Origin of the sequence: Microcoleus sp. FACHB-672, from assembly GCF_014695725.1 — a bacterium.
GTDB lineage: Bacteria > Cyanobacteriota > Cyanobacteriia > Cyanobacteriales > Oscillatoriaceae > FACHB-68.
This window is the reverse complement of the sequence record NZ_JACJOU010000005.1, coordinates 1-18,082: the sequence shown is the minus strand read 5'-3', so window position 1 is coordinate 18,082 and position 18,082 is coordinate 1. Positions and strand designations below refer to the sequence as shown.

Annotated in this window: 13 protein-coding genes; 3 read left to right on the top strand and 10 right to left on the bottom strand. The window is 46.0% G+C overall.

Translation table 11 applies throughout. The features are described 5' to 3' along the window. Positions 1–153: 153 nt before the first annotated feature. From H6F56_RS02470 to H6F56_RS02455, 4 genes are all read right to left on the bottom strand, one after another. Positions 154–1,521, bottom strand: coding sequence for an NAD(P)/FAD-dependent oxidoreductase (locus H6F56_RS02470; protein WP_190665280.1), 1,368 nt, complete (start codon positions 1,519–1,521; stop codon positions 154–156). Positions 1,522–1,837: 316 nt separating this feature from the next. Then, complete coding sequence (locus tag H6F56_RS02465; RefSeq protein WP_190665279.1) at positions 1,838–2,866, bottom strand: WG repeat-containing protein; 1,029 nt, start codon at positions 2,864–2,866, stop codon at positions 1,838–1,840. Positions 2,867–2,869: 3 nt separating this feature from the next. Next, positions 2,870–4,246: a (Fe-S)-binding protein gene (locus tag H6F56_RS02460; RefSeq protein ID WP_190665278.1), complete on the bottom strand. Its 1,377-nt coding sequence runs from the start codon at positions 4,244–4,246 to the stop codon at positions 2,870–2,872. Positions 4,247–4,322: 76 nt separating this feature from the next. Next, the gene (locus tag H6F56_RS02455) at positions 4,323–5,645 is read right to left on the bottom strand and encodes an FAD-binding oxidoreductase (protein ID WP_190665277.1); all 1,323 of its coding nucleotides are present in this window, start codon (positions 5,643–5,645) and stop codon (positions 4,323–4,325) included. Positions 5,646–6,416: 771 nt separating this feature from the next. Here H6F56_RS02455 and H6F56_RS02450 point away from each other — a divergent pair. Then, positions 6,417–9,746, top strand: a complete 3,330-nt coding sequence (locus tag H6F56_RS02450; protein ID WP_190665276.1) for a PAS domain S-box protein — start codon at positions 6,417–6,419, stop codon at positions 9,744–9,746. Between the two features lie 98 nt (positions 9,747–9,844). Here H6F56_RS02450 and H6F56_RS02445 read toward each other — a convergent pair whose 3' ends face one another. Continuing rightward, entirely contained in the window at positions 9,845–10,321 is a 477-nt protein-coding gene (locus H6F56_RS02445) for a cupin domain-containing protein (protein ID WP_190665275.1), read from the bottom strand. 74 nt (positions 10,322–10,395) lie between these two features. Then, entirely contained in the window at positions 10,396–11,865 is a 1,470-nt protein-coding gene (glcD, locus tag H6F56_RS02440) for a glycolate oxidase subunit GlcD (RefSeq protein WP_190665274.1), read from the bottom strand. Positions 11,866–12,161: 296 nt separating this feature from the next. Between glcD and H6F56_RS02435 the strand changes: the two genes are divergently transcribed. Further along, complete coding sequence (locus H6F56_RS02435; RefSeq protein ID WP_190665273.1) at positions 12,162–12,476, top strand: BMC domain-containing protein; 315 nt, start codon at positions 12,162–12,164, stop codon at positions 12,474–12,476. An 89-nt stretch (positions 12,477–12,565) separates the two neighbouring features. On the opposite strand, the gene H6F56_RS02430 is transcribed toward H6F56_RS02435, so the two are convergent. After that, entirely contained in the window at positions 12,566–12,739 is a 174-nt protein-coding gene (locus H6F56_RS02430; protein WP_190665272.1) for a hypothetical protein, read from the bottom strand. Between the two features lie 370 nt (positions 12,740–13,109). Beyond that, positions 13,110–13,463 carry a hypothetical protein gene (locus H6F56_RS02425; protein WP_323797236.1) on the bottom strand — a complete coding sequence of 118 codons (354 nt, stop codon included), beginning with the start codon at positions 13,461–13,463 and terminating at the stop codon, positions 13,110–13,112. A gap of 321 nt (positions 13,464–13,784) precedes the next feature. On the opposite strand from H6F56_RS02425, the gene H6F56_RS02420 reads away from it, so the two are divergent. After that, a complete protein-coding gene (locus H6F56_RS02420) occupies positions 13,785–14,216 on the top strand; it encodes a DUF29 family protein (protein WP_190665271.1) in 432 nt (143 codons plus the stop codon). Positions 14,217–14,252: 36 nt separating this feature from the next. On the opposite strand, the gene H6F56_RS02415 is transcribed toward H6F56_RS02420, so the two are convergent. Together H6F56_RS02415 and H6F56_RS02410 are read right to left on the bottom strand one after the other, a co-directional pair. Continuing rightward, positions 14,253–16,160: a chloride channel protein gene (locus tag H6F56_RS02415; protein WP_190665270.1), complete on the bottom strand. Its 1,908-nt coding sequence runs from the start codon at positions 16,158–16,160 to the stop codon at positions 14,253–14,255. 308 nt (positions 16,161–16,468) lie between these two features. Continuing rightward, a complete protein-coding gene (locus H6F56_RS02410) occupies positions 16,469–17,845 on the bottom strand; it encodes a cytochrome P450 (protein ID WP_190665269.1) in 1,377 nt (458 codons plus the stop codon). Between the last annotated feature and the right edge of the window lie 237 nt (positions 17,846–18,082).

Sequence of the window (18,082 nt, the reverse complement as noted above, 5' to 3'; positions counted from 1 at the left end):
CACATCTAAGGGGGGTTGCTTCATGAGTTTACTGTCACAACCTTTTGCTGCGAATCTTCCTTTTGGGAGGATTTTACAATCTAAATTCATCCCCGATGGTTGTATAACCTGAGGAAGATGCACCCTTATTCTTAACCGCTTTTTAAGTATTGATTAAACCTCAACAGGAGATTTGTTAGTCACCGGCATCTGCTCAAAGTTTTCTACCTCTCCTTCTACTTCAATCTTCTCATCTTGATTGGTAATTAAACGTGCGCCGCGTTTGCGCGTGAAAAAGTTCCAGCCCCACTGAATCATGACAATCAGTTTGTTGTCAAATTCAATCAGGTAGTAAATGTGAACGAACACCCAAGCCAACCAAGCTGGGAACCCAGAGAACTTCACGAAACCTAAATTAACAACCGCTTTATTGCGACCGATCACGGCTAAGCTGCCATAGTCTGCATAGCTAAAAGGCTGTAGAGATTTCCCAGCAAGTTTGGCTTTAATGAGTTTAGCGAGATACTGCCCTTCTTGCATGGCGACGGGGGCAACGCCTGGAAGCGGCTTGCCGTCCTCTTGGTGGGAAAAGTTTGCCAAGTCGCCAATGACAAAAATATTGGGATGCCCTTTTACGCTTAAGTCTGATTCCACCATCACTCGCCCAACCCGATCCAGTTCTGCGCCGGTGCGTTGAGAAATGATTTGTCCCATTCCTGATGCTTTGACGCCGGCAGCCCACAAAATTGTTTGGGCCTGAATTTGTTCGGTTTCCTCGCCGCAGCGCATGGTAACGAGATGATCTTCAATATTTGTCACCAGGGTGCGAGTCCGCACAGTGACGCCCAAGTGTTCCAGAGATTGTTGCGCTTTTTCTGATAACTCTGGTGGGTAAGGTGGCAGCACTCGATCCATGCCTTCTAGCAATAAAATTCGAGCTTCTGTGGTGTCAATTTTAGAAAAATCTTTCTTGAGTGTGCTGTAAGCAAGTTCTGATAAAGCACCCGCTAATTCGACGCCGGTAGGGCCACCTCCGACGACGACAAATGTTAACCAAGCGCGGCGTTTTTCTGGGTCGGTTTCTTTCTCTGCGGCTTCAAAAGCCAGGAAGATGCGACGCCGCATTTCTATGGCGTCTTCTACGGTTTTTAAACCCGGTGCCATTGAGGCCCATTCATCTTTTCCGAAGTAGTGATGGCTGACGCCGGTGGCAACAATTAATGTGTCGTAAGGGATTTCTTGGCCACGCAGTACAACTTTTTGGTCTTCCGGTTTGATATCAAGCACTTCTGCCATCAAAACTTTTGTGTTTTTACTCCCACTTAATATGGCGCGGAGGGGGGAGGAAATATCGGCGGGAGACAGGCTGCCGGTAGCTACTTGATAAAGGAGGGGCTGAAATAGGTGAAAATTACGTTTATCGATGAGCGTGACTTCTACAGAGGCGCGTCTAAGTTCCTGCGCCGCATAAAGCCCGCCAAATCCGCCACCAACAATTACGACCTGGTGAGGAGACTGATTGTTGACTTCTTCTAGCCTCATGGTGGCTCCTTTTTATGGAATAGGTTAATACCTGTTTCAAGAAAAAAGTTGACTTGCTTTAACGCCGGCACGTTTTTTTCTACAGGTATTTATATAATTTTATAGGGCATCGTTACAAATCTATAAGTATCGAGAGATACAGGGATCTTAATTATGCTATAAGAGGGAGTTTACTCTAATACGGTTGACATTTCGGGCATCTTAGGATAATAGCTGTCTGCGCTAATTTTCCTGGGGCTGATATCCAAACCGGCAGACTATCGGGCTGTATCTAGAAAGTTTATTCCTAGGTTGAAGCCCAAACCAGTCTATAGCATTAGGTTTGGGGTTTCCAAATATACTTGCCGGCTTTGTCAATGTAAGCGAACTGATCGTTAATTTTGACGGATGCTAGTCCATTTTTGAAGGGTTCACCCTGATCAAATTGTGGCGGGACGATGATTTTACCGATTTTGTCTATATAACCTATCTTACTGTCAATTTCTATAACCGCTAGCCCTTCAGAAAAGTTTTTAGCTTCATCAAATTGCGGTTGGATAACTGTTTTGCCGGCTTTATCGATATAACCCATTTTGCCATCCATTCCCACAGCAGCGAGTCCTTCAGAAAAACCTTCGGCGGCAATAAATTGCGGCTGAATTACCATCTTGCCAGTTTTGTCGATATAGCCGATTTTATCCGTAATTTGAGCTGGGGCTAATCCTTCAGAAAAGCCTTCTGTGACAATAAATTGCGGCTGAATTACCATCTTACCGGTTTTGTCGATGTAGCCCATTTTTTCATTAATTGCTACTGCTGCTAAACCATCTGAGAAGCGGCGAACTTCATCAAACTGCGGCTGGATAACCATTTCACCGGCTTTGTTGATAAACCCGATTTTGCGGTTAATTTCTCCGGCAGCTAACCCTTCAGAAAACCCCCAAGTTAAATCGAATTGGGGCTTGATAACTAGTTTGCCGGTTTGATCGATAAATCCCCATTTGCGATCAATTGCGATAGCGGCTAATTTTTCTGAGAAGTCAGCAGCTTCTTTAAATTGTGGCTTAATAGCAATTTCTCCGGCTGGGTTGATATAGGCGTAGTTTCCGTTTACTACAACCCTTGCTAGTCCATCATTAAAATCTTCTGCTGCATTAAATTGCGGTTCGATCACAATTTTCCCGGCAGCGTTGATATAACCCCATTTGTTATTTTGGAGAATTGGAAATAGTTGTGCCGGCTGTTCTTGTGTTTGGGATGTAGTTGATGCTTGGGGGAGATTGGATGTCGGGTTAGTTTGTTGGGATTGACAGGATGCTAATGTTATGAGTGTTAAACAGAGTATGAAAGAAAGGGTTCGTTCCATTTTTTACTTTGTGGATTGTCGGAGAATCATTTTCCCTTTTGGAAGTTTAACCCCCCGCATTGAATAATCTAACAATTCCAATGGGTGCATCAGCGTAATTTCCTTACCTTGCGACTGCAAATGTTTCTTAATTTGTAAAGAACAACCGGGATTTGAAGAAGCAATTAATTCAGCGCCCGTATTGAGCAGATTATCAACCTTTTGCCGGCCTAATTCATCGGCAACATCTGGTTGCAGCATATTGTAAACGCCGGCACTCCCACAACACAAAGCAGCATCAACAGGTTCCCGCAGTTTTACACCAGGAATTTTCTGCAATAACTGACGCGGTTGCAGACTGATTTTTTGTCCGTGTAATAGGTGGCAAGCATCTTGATAAACGATTTTGAGTTCGCCATCAACGAGTGGAGAAAGTTTAGTCGTTAATCCCACTTGCGCGAGAAATTCTTGGGCGTCTTTAACTTTGCCGGCAAATTCCTTGGCTTTCTCCCGGTAATTCGGATCATCTTGCAAAATATGACCGTATTCTTTTAAAGTATGACCACAACCGGCAGCATTGATAATGATCGCATCAACGTTCGTGCCTTCAAAGCTATCAATCATCTGTCTTGCCAAAGCTTGTGCTTGTTCAGTTTGTCCCTGATGTTCCGGCAAAGCCGCACAACAACCTTGTCCTTGAGGAACCACAATTTCACAGCCATTTGCAGTTAAAACTCGTGCGGTGGCTTCATTCACTTTTGAGAAAAATAAGCGCTGCACACATCCTAAAATCATCCCCACCCGGTAGCGTTTTTCACCTTGAGCTGGGATAATCGTGGGGAATTCATCTCGGAAAGCATCCAAGGGAATTGCCGGCAAAATTTCTTCCATTGCGGCTAAGCGAGGAAAGACTTTTTTAAAGATGCCGCCAGCACGAACAATTTTCTGAATTCCCAAGTTTTGATAGAGATAAAGAGGGCCAAGTAAAGCCCGCAGCCGGTTAGGATAGGGAAACAGATTGAAAATGATAGCGCGAATCACGCGATCTGGCACAGATCGCTCATAATTTCGCTCAATTTGTGGACGAGTTGCTGCAATTAACTTGTCATATTGCACCCCAGAAGGGCAAGTCGTGACACACGCCAAACATCCCAAACAAGAATCAAAATGCTCAACTGTTGCATCAACAAGAGTGGCTTCACCTTCATTAATCGCATCCATTAAATAAATGCGCCCTCTGGGAGAGTCCATTTCTTTGCCAAGCACTCGATAACTCGGACAAGTCGATAAACAAAACCCACAGTGAACGCAGGTATCAATCAATTTGGGTTCGGGGGGGTGATTCGCATCAAAATTTGTCTTAGAAAGCTGAGAATTAGAAGTTGAGTCTGAAATTTGCATTGTTTTTTATACAAGAAAAGCTTTTAAACATCAATCGTAGATAAACGCAGATTATTTGCATTTATCTGCGATTTCATCAAATTTTTCCAACAAAACGCTCAGGGCTTAAAATATTTTCCGGATCGAACTGCTGTTTAATTCGCCGCATTAAATCCAAAGCATTACCCGTGTATCCCCAGACATCCAACTGTTGCTTAAGAGAAATTGGAGCGACTAAAACACTCAAAAATCCCCCCGAAGATTCGCAGATTGAACGCATTTTAGAAAGCGGAGTTATCGCATTTTCACCGGCAACCCGAATTAAGCCTAAACCGCTGCCGGCATGAATTAAACTTAAACTACTATTTGGAAACAACAGATTCAACTGAGTCAAAACCGCCACAGCTTCAGAAGGTCTTACTCCTATTTTGCAGATAATTTCAGAATTTTTGGGGGTTGAGCGCATTTGTTCGGGTAATTTCTGCCATAAAGCAGCCTCATCCGCCTCCACAAATGTTGTACTTTGTAACCCCAAGGTTTTGCCCACTTCCAAAACTCGCTCTGACTGCTGTTTAACACTTTCTGCTATGCTTTGGAAGCGAACCAGCAATCCCATACCGGCACCGACTTCTAATTGGTTCACCAACTGCGCTGAAAGCAAATCAGCGGCGGTGGGAGTTAAGGCAGAAGCCAGCAAAGTTTGAGTCGCTGTGGCAATGGCATCGGCTTCGCCGGTCAACAACACAGTTTGTGACGACAGGGATAGTGGATAAACCCGAAAAGTTACTTGACTAATAACCCCTAATGTGCCGAAAGAGCCGGTGAATAATTTCATCAAGTCATAACCGGCAACATTTTTCACCACGCGCCCGCCGGCTTTAGCGAGTTGGCCATCTGAGCGGACAAAGGAAAAACCGATGAGCTGATCGCGAACGCCATTATAGCGCTGTCGTAGCGAGCCGGTATCGCCGGTTGCCACAATTCCGCCCAAAGTCGCCATTTCTGGATAACTCGGATCAAGGGCAAGAAATTGGCCGACACTTGCCAAGATTTGCTGTAACTCGGCAAACTTCATCCCGGCTTCCGCAGTGATAGTTAAATCGCCGGCAGCATGATCCACCAACTTATTTAAGCGTTCCGTACTCACGGCTAAATTCACACCCGCAGCTAAGCCACCCCAGTTGAGTTTGCTGCCACTGCCTAAGGGCAGTACGCCCCATCGCTGCCGGTGAGCACACGCCATCACTTCTGCGAGTTCTGCCTCAGTTTGGGGGTAGACAATGCAATCGATCTCGGCTGCCGGTGTGAGGCATTGAGCAATCTGTTCTTTGCGAGATGCCTCTAGGTTTGCCCACGAACAGATGCCCGATGATCCTAAAATTTTTTCCAGTTGTTGCGCGATGGCGCTCTGATTTACCAATTTCTAATCCTCTCACTAAGAAGCATTTTAGAACGCTTGCAGACTGAAGAATCGCGAGAAAAAAGGAAACCGGAAAATAGAAAGCACTTCTCACTTCTCACTTTTATCATCTCACTTCTACCGGCCAGGACTCAAGGCTCTATTACTAATTTTTAGCGGTTCTGAAATCCCCACAGACTGCAAAACAATAAAATATAGAGCGGGAATGCTCTCTTAATGACTTTTCCCTGCAAGATGAAATACAACGATTTATAACAAGTCGTGCCGATTATCCCTGTCTTAAATTGTATCCCCCTTCTTTCCTCTATGCTAATTCCAGGTCATCAAAGGAATCTGATATTATCCCCCACTCCCCTACCCGAATTAATCACTTTTTATCGGGATATAGAGTAAATTCCTAATTAGGCGTGACAACTTACATCATAAAATCGGTGAACTTGCAAGAATTTACTCAGGTACTACAGTAGTGGTAGCAACCATGTTCCATCGTGCTTCTATTAGGGTTTTGGGTTTAAGCGCTACGAGGTTGGGGTGAGCCAAGCCCTAACCACAAACTACCAATACGCACACAGAGCGTTCGTGCTGATAATTTGTGGTTAAAAGCCCAACCTGTCAGCACCTCAGCGCCATAGAAGTACGCACTTTGAGGGACAAATTTTTGATGAGTTCCCGAAATTGTCTGAGTGAACATTTCATCTAGACAAAACCACCGCCCCCAAAAAGGCGAGCCAAAAGTTCGCTTCTGCCATTCCCATGTTTTAGTTAGCGATCATGTCAACTGCCATCCGCATTTTGATTCTTGAAGACTCGCCCGCCGATGCTGAACTGATCATGCGTGAACTGCGCCGAGCAGGCTTCGCGCCCAGTTGGCAGCGTGTAGAGACAGAACCGGACTACCTGCGCCAGCTACATGAGAGCTTCGATATCATTCTTGCAGATTATATTCTGCCGCAGTTTAATGCCCTGCGTGCGTTGCAGTTGTTGCGAGCCAGCAACCTGGATATTCCGTTCATCGTCCTCACCGGCAGCCAAAATGAAGAAGTCGCCGTTGAGTGCATGAAACAAGGTGCTGCTGACTACCTGCTCAAAGATCGCTTAGCAAGACTGGGTCCTGCCGTCCTCGCCGCCCTGGAAGCCAAACAATTGCGCGACGACAAGCGCAAAGCAGAAGCCGAACGATCTGAAACTGCCGCTCGTTTCCGCCGGCTTGCTGAAAATGCCCCAGATATAATCTACCGCTACCGCCTCTTTCCCACTCCCGGTTTTGAATACGTCAGTCCCGCAGCAGAAACCATCACCGGCTACACCCCAGAAGAACACTACGCCGATCCTGAATTAGGAGTGAAGGTTGTACATCCCGATGATCGAGAGATTTTAATTCAATGGACGCTTCAGCAGCGTACCAATGAAGTTTTAGTGTTGCGCTGGATACATAAAGACGGAAGCATTATTTGGACAGAAACCCGCAGCATTTTAGTTTGCGACGAAGCCGGCAAGCCGATCGCCTTTGAAGGAATCGCCCGCGACATCACCCAGGCAAAGCAGGCACAAGAAGCGCTGCACACAAGCGAGGCTCGCTATCGCGCCATTGTAGAAGATCAAACTGAACTGATCTGCCGGTTTTTGGCAGATGGCACCCTGACATTTGCAAACAACACCTACTGTCGTTATTTTGGGTTTGAGCCTCAAGATTTGATCGGGTGCACTTTTACCCCACTCACTGCCGGCGAAGAACAACAAAATATCCTGAAAACCCTCAATTCCTTAACCGCAGCAAATCCTGTAAACGTTTTGGAGCATCGGGTTGTTGTTAACGGAGAGCTTCGCGATCTGCAATGGACAAACCGAGCGCTGTTTGACGAGTTGGGCAATTTTGTCGAGTTTCAAGCAGTGGGGCGAGATATTACGGATCGCAAACGGGCAGACGAGAGGTTGCAAAGCGCCCATGAGGAACTGGAAACTCGCGTCGCGCAACGCACCGGCGAACTCCAGCAGCTAAATGAGAGACTCCAACAGGAGATAGAAGTTCGCTACCAGGCGCAAGAGGCGCTGCGGCAACGCTTCAGCCAACTTCAGACCCTTTATCAACTAGCCGATGCTGTGAGGCGAGCAGCAGCGATTGAGGAGATTTATGAAGCGGCTTTAAATGGGATAGGGCACTCTTTGCAAACTGCGTGCGCCGGCATCTTGCTATTAGAGCCAGAGCAAGGTTTGCGTTTCAAAGTCTGGCGCGGGCTTTCCCATGATTCTTGTAAGGCTTGTGAAGAGTATTTTTGCCTAGGCTCTAAGCAAAAAACCAAGAAACCGATTTTAATCACAGATATTGCATCTTTGCAAGCCCCTAATTTTTTGCCGACGCAAGCTGTTTTGCTGCAAGCCGGTATTCGCGCTTTGGCTTTAATTCCCCTGGTTTTTCAAGGCCGGCTATTGGGGAAATTTTTGCTAGGTTACAGCCAGCCTCATTTTTTCAATGACGAAGAAGTACAGTTAGCTCAAACCATTGCCAACCACATTGCTTTTGCCACCGAGCGCAAGCGAGCAGAAGCCGCACTTTGTGACAGCGAGGAGCGATTTCGCAGGGTTTTTGATGAGGCACCCATTGGCATGGCACTTGCCGGCACGGACGCACGATTTGTTAAAGTGAATCGCGCTTTATGTGAGATGTTGGGTTACACCTCTACAGAAATGACAGCCCTCACGATTGAGAATATTACTCATCCCGAAGATCGGGGCAAGGAAGCGCTCTATGTGGAGCGAGTTGTTCAAAGGAAAATTGACAGTTTTCAAATCGAGAAACGCTACATTACAAAACAGCAAAACGTTCTGTGGGTACATCTCACTTCAACCGTTTTGCGTGATCCAAACGGGGAAATTCTTTATGCTTTGGGAATGGTAGAAGACATCACTGAGCGTAAACAAGCGGAAGAAGCTTTGCGTGCCAGTGAAGAGCGTTTCCGCCAGCTTGCAGAAAATATTCGGGAAGTTTTTTGGATAACCACAGCAGATAAGAGCCAGATGCTTTATGTCAGTCCTGCTTATGAAGAACTGTGGGGACTGAAACCTGAAAGTCTATATGAAAAGCCGCATTCATGGTTAGAGGCTTTGCCTCTAGAAGATCGGGAACGGATCAAAGCAATTAAGGCGCAAAGGAAGTTAGAAGAGCCGTTAACGGTTGAGTATCGGATCGTGCAGCCAGATGGTTCAATCCGCTGGATTTGCTCGCGTTCTTTTCCCATTCGCAATGAGTCAGGTGAAGTTTACCGTATTGCCGGTGTTGGAGAAGATATTACCGAGCGCAAACATTTTATTGCTGAACTGAGCAAGGCGTTGGAAACAGAAAAAGAACTCAACGAACTCAAATCTCGTTTTGTTTATATGGTGTCCCACGAATTCCGCAACCCCCTGGCTTCAATTGTCATGTCGGTTGAATTACTCCAACGTTATGGAGAGCGGGCATCTGAAGAGAAAAGAACTCAGTATTTTCAGCGTATTCAAGCCGCTGTTAAACAGATGATTGATTTGTTAGAAAATGTACTGGTGATCGGTCGAACAGAGATGGGAAGACTCTCATTTGATCCGGTGCCGGTGGATTTAGAAGCTTTTTGTCGGGAGTTGGTGGAAGACTGCCAGCTTAGAGCCGGCAATTTCCATACAATTACGTTTATCACTCACCCTTTAGATGCTGGCATAAATTCGCTTTTTCTATCCCCCAATTTCTTAATGCCGGGGTCTCCAGTTTCTGCTTTGCTTCCTTGCCTGGATGAAAAACTTTTACGGCAAATTCTAAGTAATTTGCTTTCAAATGCAATTAAATATTCTCCCCAAGGTGGCACGGTGCATTTGGTACTTTTTTATGAAGGAAGCGAGATTATTTTTAAGATCAAGGATGAAGGAATTGGCATTCCCGCAGCAGATCAACCCTACTTATTTGATTCATTTCATCGTGCGACCAATGTTGGCAAGATTCCGGGGACTGGGTTAGGGTTAGCAATTGTTAAAAAGGCGGTTGATTTACATGGAGGCACCATTACCGTTTACAGTGAAGTGGGTATGGGCACAACGTTTACTGTGAGGTTGCCTATTCAGCAAGTTTCTGGCTAGATTCCAGTTTTGTTCAAAATTTTTAAATGCGGGGCCGGCATCTCGTCTGCCTCATCGATAAAACTGATGCTTTAAATAAGGAAAAGGCGCGTTCTTTTTTAAAAGGGTTTTAAGTCTTCCCATTCTACTAACCGGCGCTCTCCGTTAACTCGATAAAGACGTTTTTTCAGTTTCGGGTAATCGCAGGCATCAAAGTTTTGCCGTTCCCCTCCCATTAAATAAACCAAATCTTCCTGAAAAGGATTTTTCATGCCATGAGGGAGAGAAGGCGCAGTGAACCCCATAAAATCGCCGGCTTCTACTTCAATTTGCTTCTCACCAATTTCCGCAATTCCTTTACCGGAAATGATGTAAATGAATTCTTCTTCTTGGTGATGAAAATGAACTTGGGTGGTTTCTTTCCCCGGTTCCACACGCACTAAATGAACTCCCAAATGAGCCATCCCTACCACTTCACTGAGAGATTTAGTGTGTCGTACAGCTTGAGAATTGAGCGGGTGAACTTTTACGGTTTCTGGCATGGCTTGAATATCACCGGCTTTCAGAAGATGCGGGATTGGCTGTCGCTCTGTCATTGTCGATTTGCCCTCGCTACTTAAAATGTTTTGCTTGGCGCTTTTGCTAATTCTCCTACCCACTAAATCAAGCTTTAAAACAGTTCTGCTCCATTAAATTTCTGAGTGTTCTGAACCTTTGCACCTTCTCCACAGGTGCGCGGTGTGGGAAACATTTTTCCGGGATTTGCTAACCCTTTAGGATTAAAGACTTGCCGCACCCACTGCATAGTTTCTAAATCGGTTGCGGTGAACATATCTGGCATAAAGCATTTTTTATCAGCCCCTATACCGTGTTCTCCAGAAATGCTCCCGCCAACTTTCACGCAAAGTTTCAGGATTTCTCCGCCCAATTCTTCTACAACTTCTAGGGCACCGGCTACTGAGTTATCGTAAAGAATCAACGGGTGAAGATTGCCATCACCGGCATGAAAGACATTTGCTACTTGATAGCCATATTTCTTGCTCAGTTCTTCAATTTCTTTGAGAACAAATGACATTTGTGTGCGGGGGATTACGCCGTCTTGCACGTAATAATCTGGGCTTAAATGACCGGCTGCTGCGAAGGCTGCTTTTCGTCCTTTCCAAATTTTGAGGCGCGTTTCTGGATCGCTGGCTGTTGTGATGCTGCGTGCGCCATTTTTCGTGCAAATATCTGCAACGCGCTGTTTGTTTCTGGCAACTTCAACTTCTAAGCCGTCGATTTCTACGAGTAGAATTGCTCCGGCATCGCGGGGGTAGCAGCCGGTGGCAACTACATCTTCAACGGCATTAATGCTGAGGTTGTCCATGATTTCCATGCCGCCTGGAATAATGCCGGCGCTGATAATATCGGAAACGGAATCACCGGCTTCTTCAATGGTGGTAAAATCTGCCAGCAAAACGCAAATTGATTCCGGTGCTTTAAGAATTCGCAGCGTGATTTCTGTGGCAATTCCCAGAGTGCCTTCAGAACCAACAAATAAGCCGGTGAGATCGTATCCAGGCATTTCGGGAAGTTCGCCGCCAACTTCTACAATAGAACCATCGGGCAGCACCAATTTTAAGCCCATCACATGATTGGTTGTAACGCCATATTTCAGGCAATGGACGCCACCGGAATTTTCAGCAACGTTGCCGCCAATTGAGCAGATAATCTGACTGGAAGGATCGGGTGCGTAATAGAAACCGGCACCGCTAACTGCTTGAGTTACCCAATTATTAATCACGCCAGGTTGCACAACCACTCGCTGATTTTCCAGGTCAATTTTCAGGATTTTTCGCATCAAAGCGGTGACGATTACCACGCAATTTTCCACCGGCAAGGCACCCCCCGATAAGCCGGTGCCGGCACCTCTAGCAACCCAAGGCACGCTGTTGCGATCACAAATTTTGACAACTTTTGCGACTTCTTCCGTCGTTTTTGGCAGCACAACAACAGCCGGTCTCTGCCGATAGCTGCTAAGTCCGTCGCATTCGTAGGTAAGCAATTCTTCTTTGCGCTGCACAACGCCGGTTTTGCCGACTGCGCTTTCAAATTCTTTAATAATTGGTTTCCAGTTACGGGGTTTATCTAAAGCGATCATTGGTGGCTTCCTGCTGGTGACGGAGACAAGGTTAGCTGCATTACTTTATCTTCGATCCTAATACTATTTTGCGATGCAGTTCGCCTTATTTCTAAGGTTTAAAAATGGGTGAAGCTGGGGAACGATAAGCCGGCTGAATATACAAACTAAAAATATCTAATCAATTAGAGAACTCTAGGCAATCTGAGTTAAATTCCTGGGGGGACGCGAAGCCGGCAATAACACGAATGTTTTTTGGCATCCCCTCAATCGTACAATGAGGTTCACGTATTCCATTAATTCAGGAGAAAGGGCAAATGCCAGGTGCAGTCGGTATGGTTGAAGTGAAAGGTCTTCCTCCTGCGCTTGCAGTGGCAGACGCAATGGTTAAAGCCGCCCGTGTTACGCTGGTTGGCTATGAAAAAGTGAGCAGTGCTCGCTACACGATCATTGTTCGGGGAGATGTCGCTGAGGTGCAAGCTGCGGTGGCGGCTGGGGTGGATTCAGTTAAGCGAGTGACGACCGAGGAGGATTTGTTACTCTCCTACCATGTCATTGCTCGTCCCCATGAAAATATTGATTGTGTTTTACCTATCCACTACACAGCAGCTACTGAACAGTTTCGAGTGTGAGGGACGCTAGTTAATTTCAGTTGCACCTTCTTAGCATAAAGGTGCAACAGGTTTGATGGGAAGCCGGCAAATTAGCAACTATCGGTTATCTAATCTAGATAGCCGATCAGCTCATCCATATTGGCAGTGGTATTATCAGCAATTGGACGTCCTTCCGGTAAAGGCCGTAAGTGAATCATCCCGGAATTTTTTTTGAGAGCAAGTGCGCTTTGGGGAAGCGTATCTTGGATGTTTGTTTCGTTTGATTTAGCTGTTTTAGCCATGTTTATACGGTAACTCCTAACTCACTGTTCATCGGTCTGTAAATATTCGCACGCTCAGTTTTTAACTAAGTTGCGAAGGCATAAAAAACTCAAGGTTTATTGTGTTAATCTTAATTTAATTTGTTTTATTTATTAAATTAATTTTACAAAACTTTACATTACCTTCAATCTGTTGGGGAGAAAAGCAGAGTTCCCTTTGCAGATTGAGCGAATTCAATTCAACTGTGCCGGCATTTCATTTAAGTAATAGTGACAGTTTGAGACGGAAATTAAGCCATCAGATAGGTTTGCTCAGAATTCATCGGTAATACTCGCAAGCGATGATTCTGCAAATCAGGCTCTAAGCCAAGTTGCTGTAAAGAAATCACTCCTAGCAAAGCATACTTAAGTTCCGTGAGTTCGAGGCAATCAAACTGCCTTCTCGATTCTCTACTACAACTGTGGCATCGCCAAAAATCCGACCCCTTTTTACTCCGGCTGAGGTTTCTACGTTGGTTTCTCCTACCTGCATTAACCCCAATTGGCTGATAACGTTTGCCGGCAGACAAAGCATGGTTGCGCCGGTATCGACAACAACATTATCTAATGTAATAGCGCGAACTTCTTCAGATGGGATGAAACCTTGCTGATGGAGAACTTGATCGATGCGATTTGTGACGGTTAATGTGGTGATAACTTGACCCATTTGTTTGCCTTGAAGATTTGGCAGTACAAGTGTACCCATATTTTGATTCCTTTAAATTTTGATTGATGATGTTTTAATTTTATCCCAATGCCGGCAGTTGATCTTTCCACAAAATTTTTGCTTCAGAGTTGGTGATCCAATTTAAATTTAGATAATCTTTGTTTAAAAAACGGATTTTCTAACCGAATTACAACAGTTAAAATTACGGTTCATTTAATACGATTTACGCGCCAATTTTATGAAGTCGGCACACGAACACCTATAGTTTAAAGAATTGAAAAATTGCGAATTAGAGGAGCCAATAGCAATATTTTTTAAAAAAAAGCAGTTAGAATAAGAAATATACAGAAGGTTAACAATATGGAAGAATTACTTGAACTCAAAGAATTACTTCTAAAAGGCGATATCCCGGGTTCCTTAGCGATTGTTGAAGAATTAGAAGATATGAGCAAATCTGATATCATTAATAACATTATCAATTATGCCGTGATTCTATTGGTGCATCTCATTAAACAACAAGTAGAAAATCGCACAACTCGCTCTTGGGAAGTTTCTATCCGAAATTTAGTTAGAGAAATTAAACGAAAAAACAACCGCCGCAAAGCTGGAGGCTATTACTTAACTCAAGAAGAATTAATGGAGACTTTAGAAGAAGCTTATCTAAATGCTATTGATGAAGCTTCCCTAGAAGTGGAAGAAGGGCGATATGAAGCAGCAGAATTAGAACAACGGGTTAATAAAGAAGAGATTTTAAATCGCGCTTTGGGTTTAATTGTACCGGCAGCTTCATAATTGTCCTCAACTTTCTGCCCAAATGCCGGCTAAATCTCACACCGACACCTTTGCTTCCTCCTCTCCCACCGCTTCTGAAGCTGCCGGCAGCGAACAATAACCCCGCAAAGCATCCCGCGTCATTGCCAACTGGCTAACTAGGGAAATATCCTCTTCATTTAATAATCCCAACGCCTCATAAGGATTGTCTCGTTCAACCACCGGCAACTGATGCAAACCTCTGGCAGCCATCCGATCTAAGGCATCAGCAACCGGCTCATCTTCATAAGCTAAAAGAATTTCAGTTGTGCAGATATCCGCTATTTCCTGCTGTGCTAAATAACTCATCAAAGCATCGGATTTCACACGGGACAAGACTCGATCTACATCTCGCAACGTGAGAATCCCAATTAATCGGCCCGCTTCATTAATTACTAAGCTACTATGACAATTATTATCTGTTAAGGTTAAACCTGCCTCGATTAATGTCGTTGTTCCAGATAAAATCAGCGGCGATTTATTCATGGCTTCTGAAACTAGAATATTTTGCAAGATTTCTTGCTTATAATCTTTTTCAATATTCAACCCAATTTCTTGCAAGTTAGAACTAGAAGTTTTAACCGGCTTCAAACAATCCACCAACCAAACACTCAACCCCACCGCCGCCATTAACGGCAACACAATTCTGTAATCTCGTGTTAATTCAAACAATAATAATATCGCTGTGAGCGGCGCACGAGCACTGCCGGCCAGTACCGCAGCCATTCCGACCATTGCATAAGCCGGCGGACTCGCCATCACCGATTGTATCGTTGGGATAGCTAACACTAAAATCTTCGCATAAGCCGAACCCAAGGACGCGCCCAGAAACATAGTCGGTGCAAATGTCCCGCCAACTAAGCCACTCCCCAAACTAATCGCACTCATCACCAACTTGAGAACGAGCAGGATCAGCAACAGTTGCAAAGAAAACTCCACATCTTGCAACATTGCTTCAATCGTTTCATAGCCAATGCCTAAAATTTGCGGCCATTGCAACGCCACCCAACCAACACAAGCACCCCCGATCATCGGATGAAGCCACCGAGGAATGCGACTGAACCAGGCAAAAAGAGGCACTTCACCCTGAAAGCAACGCTGCGCTAGTTTAACCGCTTGGGTGTAGGCAATCGAAACTAAACTGGCTAATAGCCCTAAACCCATGTAGAGCGGTAATTCCAGAGGCGATAGCACCAAATAATCAGGGAGTGCAAAAGCCGGCTGAGCACCCAATCCAATTTGAGCGATTAAAGCCGCAACCACTGCCGCCAACAGCACCACACTGACGGCTGAAGTGGCAAAACTTGTGCCCAGCACCACTTCCAGAGCAAAAAACACACCGGCAATCGGGGCATTAAATCCCGCCGCAATGCCGGCAGCCGCACCCGCGCCCAGCAGTAACCGTTGCCGCTCTTGGGAAACTTGCAACGCTTGACTCACCAGCATCCCAAAATTTGCCCCGATTTCTACACTTGGCCCTTCTGGGCCAAGGGAAGCGCCCGTTCCCAAAGAAACCGAGGCGGCAACCATCTTTGTCACAGGTTTGAGAACAAGGGGAACAGAACGTTTGGGTTCCTGCACCGCCGCAATCATTGAGGAAATTCCAGGGCCAAAATCCGGCCAGCGCCAGCGCATGAGTCCGATGATCGCGCCGCCGAGGGTAGGAACACAAGCCAGTGTCCATGCGCCCCAAGGGGAAATGAACCCCATCAAACCCTCTAGCATCAAGCTATGGATCAGATCGATGAGGTAATGAAAGGTGACGACGCCCATGCCGGTGCTGCCGCCAATCAGTACCGCCAAGATCATGACAACGGTTTCTGGGGTTGGCTGTAGCCGGTTGAGGAGGCGAGTTAGGGAGGAAGAAGGGGAGGCGATTGCTGGCTGTTTAGATAGCAGCCCATCAGAGGAGGTGAGGGCGGTCATTAAGGGAAGTAATTATAAATATTAGAGAAAGCTTAAGTTTTGTTTCTGTATTTATATTGTGATAGATCGATTAGCTGCCTTGCAAGGTAGGTAAGAGGTGAGATTGACTTGATGCACTTACCTGCCGCCTAATAGCGAAAGCCGGCTCAATCCAACTGGGGAGTTGTCAATCACTCCTGTTGAGAAGACTTTCGCTATTAGACAGGGATTTTAACTCCCCGGTAGCGGTTGAGTGCTACAGCGTAGGATAAAAGTTAGCTTTGAGTATCGGTTCAGGTCTTGGGACAGTTTGCACATCGGTCTTGAATTTATGCCACCGGCACCGGGATTTTGACTTTTTGCCGTTCACCGATAACTGTCATTCGCACACCCCCTGCCGGCGCTAGTGTCACGCCTCGGCGCACAGGTTGTACCGGCTGCTTATCGGCCAGTGACAGTTGCCAGTTAGATAAAATCGTTGCCAATACCAGTTTCATCTCCAACTGCGCTAGCGCTAAACCGATACAGCGCCGGCTGCCACCGCCAAACGGTAAATATTCATAGGGCGAGAATTGCCGGTCTAAAAACCGTTCCGGCTTAAACTGATTGGGTTCCGGATAAAGATCCTCACGCTGGTGAGTCAGATAAATACAGCCGATCACCGCCGTCCCCTCCTCTAACTCATAACCCATTAGCCGCACTGGCGATTTCACCACCCTCGGGAAAGTCAGCATCGCAACGGGGCGAATCCGCAGCGTTTCTTGGCAAACAGCAGTCAGGTAAGGCAGGCGGAAAATTTCCATTGGATCGGGATTTTCTCCCAAAGCATCAAGTTCTTGCACCAGCCGTTCGCGGACTGCCGGCAGGGAATGAGTCCAGTAAAGCGCCCAAGCCAAACCCGTTGCGGTTGTTTCATGGCCGGCAAACAGCAGCGTCAGCAACTCATCGCGCAACTCCTCATCCGTCATCGGCTGTCCCTCTTCATCCCGCGCCGACATCATCAAACTGAGAATATCGGTGCGCGAGGTATCGCCTTGCTGCCGACGTTCTTCGATCTCAGCGTATAAAAGCGCATCAATTTGCTGCTTTTGGCGCAAAAAGCGTCCCCACGGACTCCACGCGCCTAAGTCTCGTTGCCATGAGCGAATAAACAGAAAGGTAGAACTGAACGGCGAACTCAACCCTTCTAGCATTTCTCCGGTGAGTTCTTGCAACTGCTCATAGCGAGGACTTTCGTGCAATCCAAACACCGCTTGCAAAATTACTCGCAGCGTAATCTTTTGCATCACACTCCGCGCAGAAAAAGTCTCCCCCTGTGTCCAGTGGTTAACAGCTTGATTGGTAATATCAACAATTAATTGGCCGTAGTTCCGCATTCTGTCCCCGTGAAAGGGAGGCATTAACAACTGGCGATGCCGGCGGTGTCGTTGTCCGCCCAACAGGATCATCGATTGATCCCCCACCAGTGGCTGTAAAACTTGGTTGGCTTCTCCCGGCGCTTCAAACTGCTTGGTGTCGCCGGTTAATATCTCCTGGATTGCTTGGGGGTTACTCACATATATGATGGGGTTTCCCTGACGGGCCAAAGGCGTAGTGAAGATGTCCCCATACTGCTTCGCACAGTTATCCATATATGCGAGTGGATTGGCAATCCACTGAATGAGCTGTAAATAGGGATGAGTTTTTGGGCCAGCCGGCAGTGTCATAGCAATTTCCTTTTGTGTTTGGCAGAGGTTCTTCGGTTAGGCCAAATGCCCGTTGTGCTACCAAAGTAACTGTCTCTAGTTTAAAACTGCTTGAGTTGCTAATTGTCCAGCTTGGTTGCAGATAATACAGCGCTTTTGAGAGATATGAGGTACACTCAAGGGAACATTAAAGGTATTGAGAATCATAATGAAACCGTACTCAGTAGATTTGCGAGAAAAAATAGTCAATGCTTACGA

Bases quoted from the DNA above. Each gene is read 5' to 3' on its own strand.
- H6F56_RS02470 (WP_190665280.1), bottom strand. From the start codon at position 1,521: ATGAGGCTAGAAGAAGTCAACAATCAGTCTCCTCACCAGGTCGTAATT.
- H6F56_RS02465 (WP_190665279.1), bottom strand. From the start codon at position 2,866: ATGGAACGAACCCTTTCTTTCATACTCTGTTTAACACTCATAACATTA.
- H6F56_RS02460 (WP_190665278.1), bottom strand. From the start codon at position 4,246: ATGCAAATTTCAGACTCAACTTCTAATTCTCAGCTTTCTAAGACAAAT.
- H6F56_RS02450 (WP_190665276.1), top strand. From the start codon at position 6,417: ATGTCAACTGCCATCCGCATTTTGATTCTTGAAGACTCGCCCGCCGAT.
- H6F56_RS02445 (WP_190665275.1), bottom strand. From the start codon at position 10,321: ATGACAGAGCGACAGCCAATCCCGCATCTTCTGAAAGCCGGTGATATT.
- glcD (WP_190665274.1), bottom strand. From the start codon at position 11,865: ATGATCGCTTTAGATAAACCCCGTAACTGGAAACCAATTATTAAAGAA.
- H6F56_RS02435 (WP_190665273.1), top strand. From the start codon at position 12,162: ATGCCAGGTGCAGTCGGTATGGTTGAAGTGAAAGGTCTTCCTCCTGCG.
- H6F56_RS02430 (WP_190665272.1), bottom strand. From the start codon at position 12,739: ATGGCTAAAACAGCTAAATCAAACGAAACAAACATCCAAGATACGCTT.
- H6F56_RS02425 (WP_323797236.1), bottom strand. From the start codon at position 13,463: ATGGGTACACTTGTACTGCCAAATCTTCAAGGCAAACAAATGGGTCAA.
- H6F56_RS02420 (WP_190665271.1), top strand. From the start codon at position 13,785: ATGGAAGAATTACTTGAACTCAAAGAATTACTTCTAAAAGGCGATATC.
- H6F56_RS02415 (WP_190665270.1), bottom strand. From the start codon at position 16,160: ATGACCGCCCTCACCTCCTCTGATGGGCTGCTATCTAAACAGCCAGCA.
- H6F56_RS02410 (WP_190665269.1), bottom strand. From the start codon at position 17,845: ATGACACTGCCGGCTGGCCCAAAAACTCATCCCTATTTACAGCTCATT.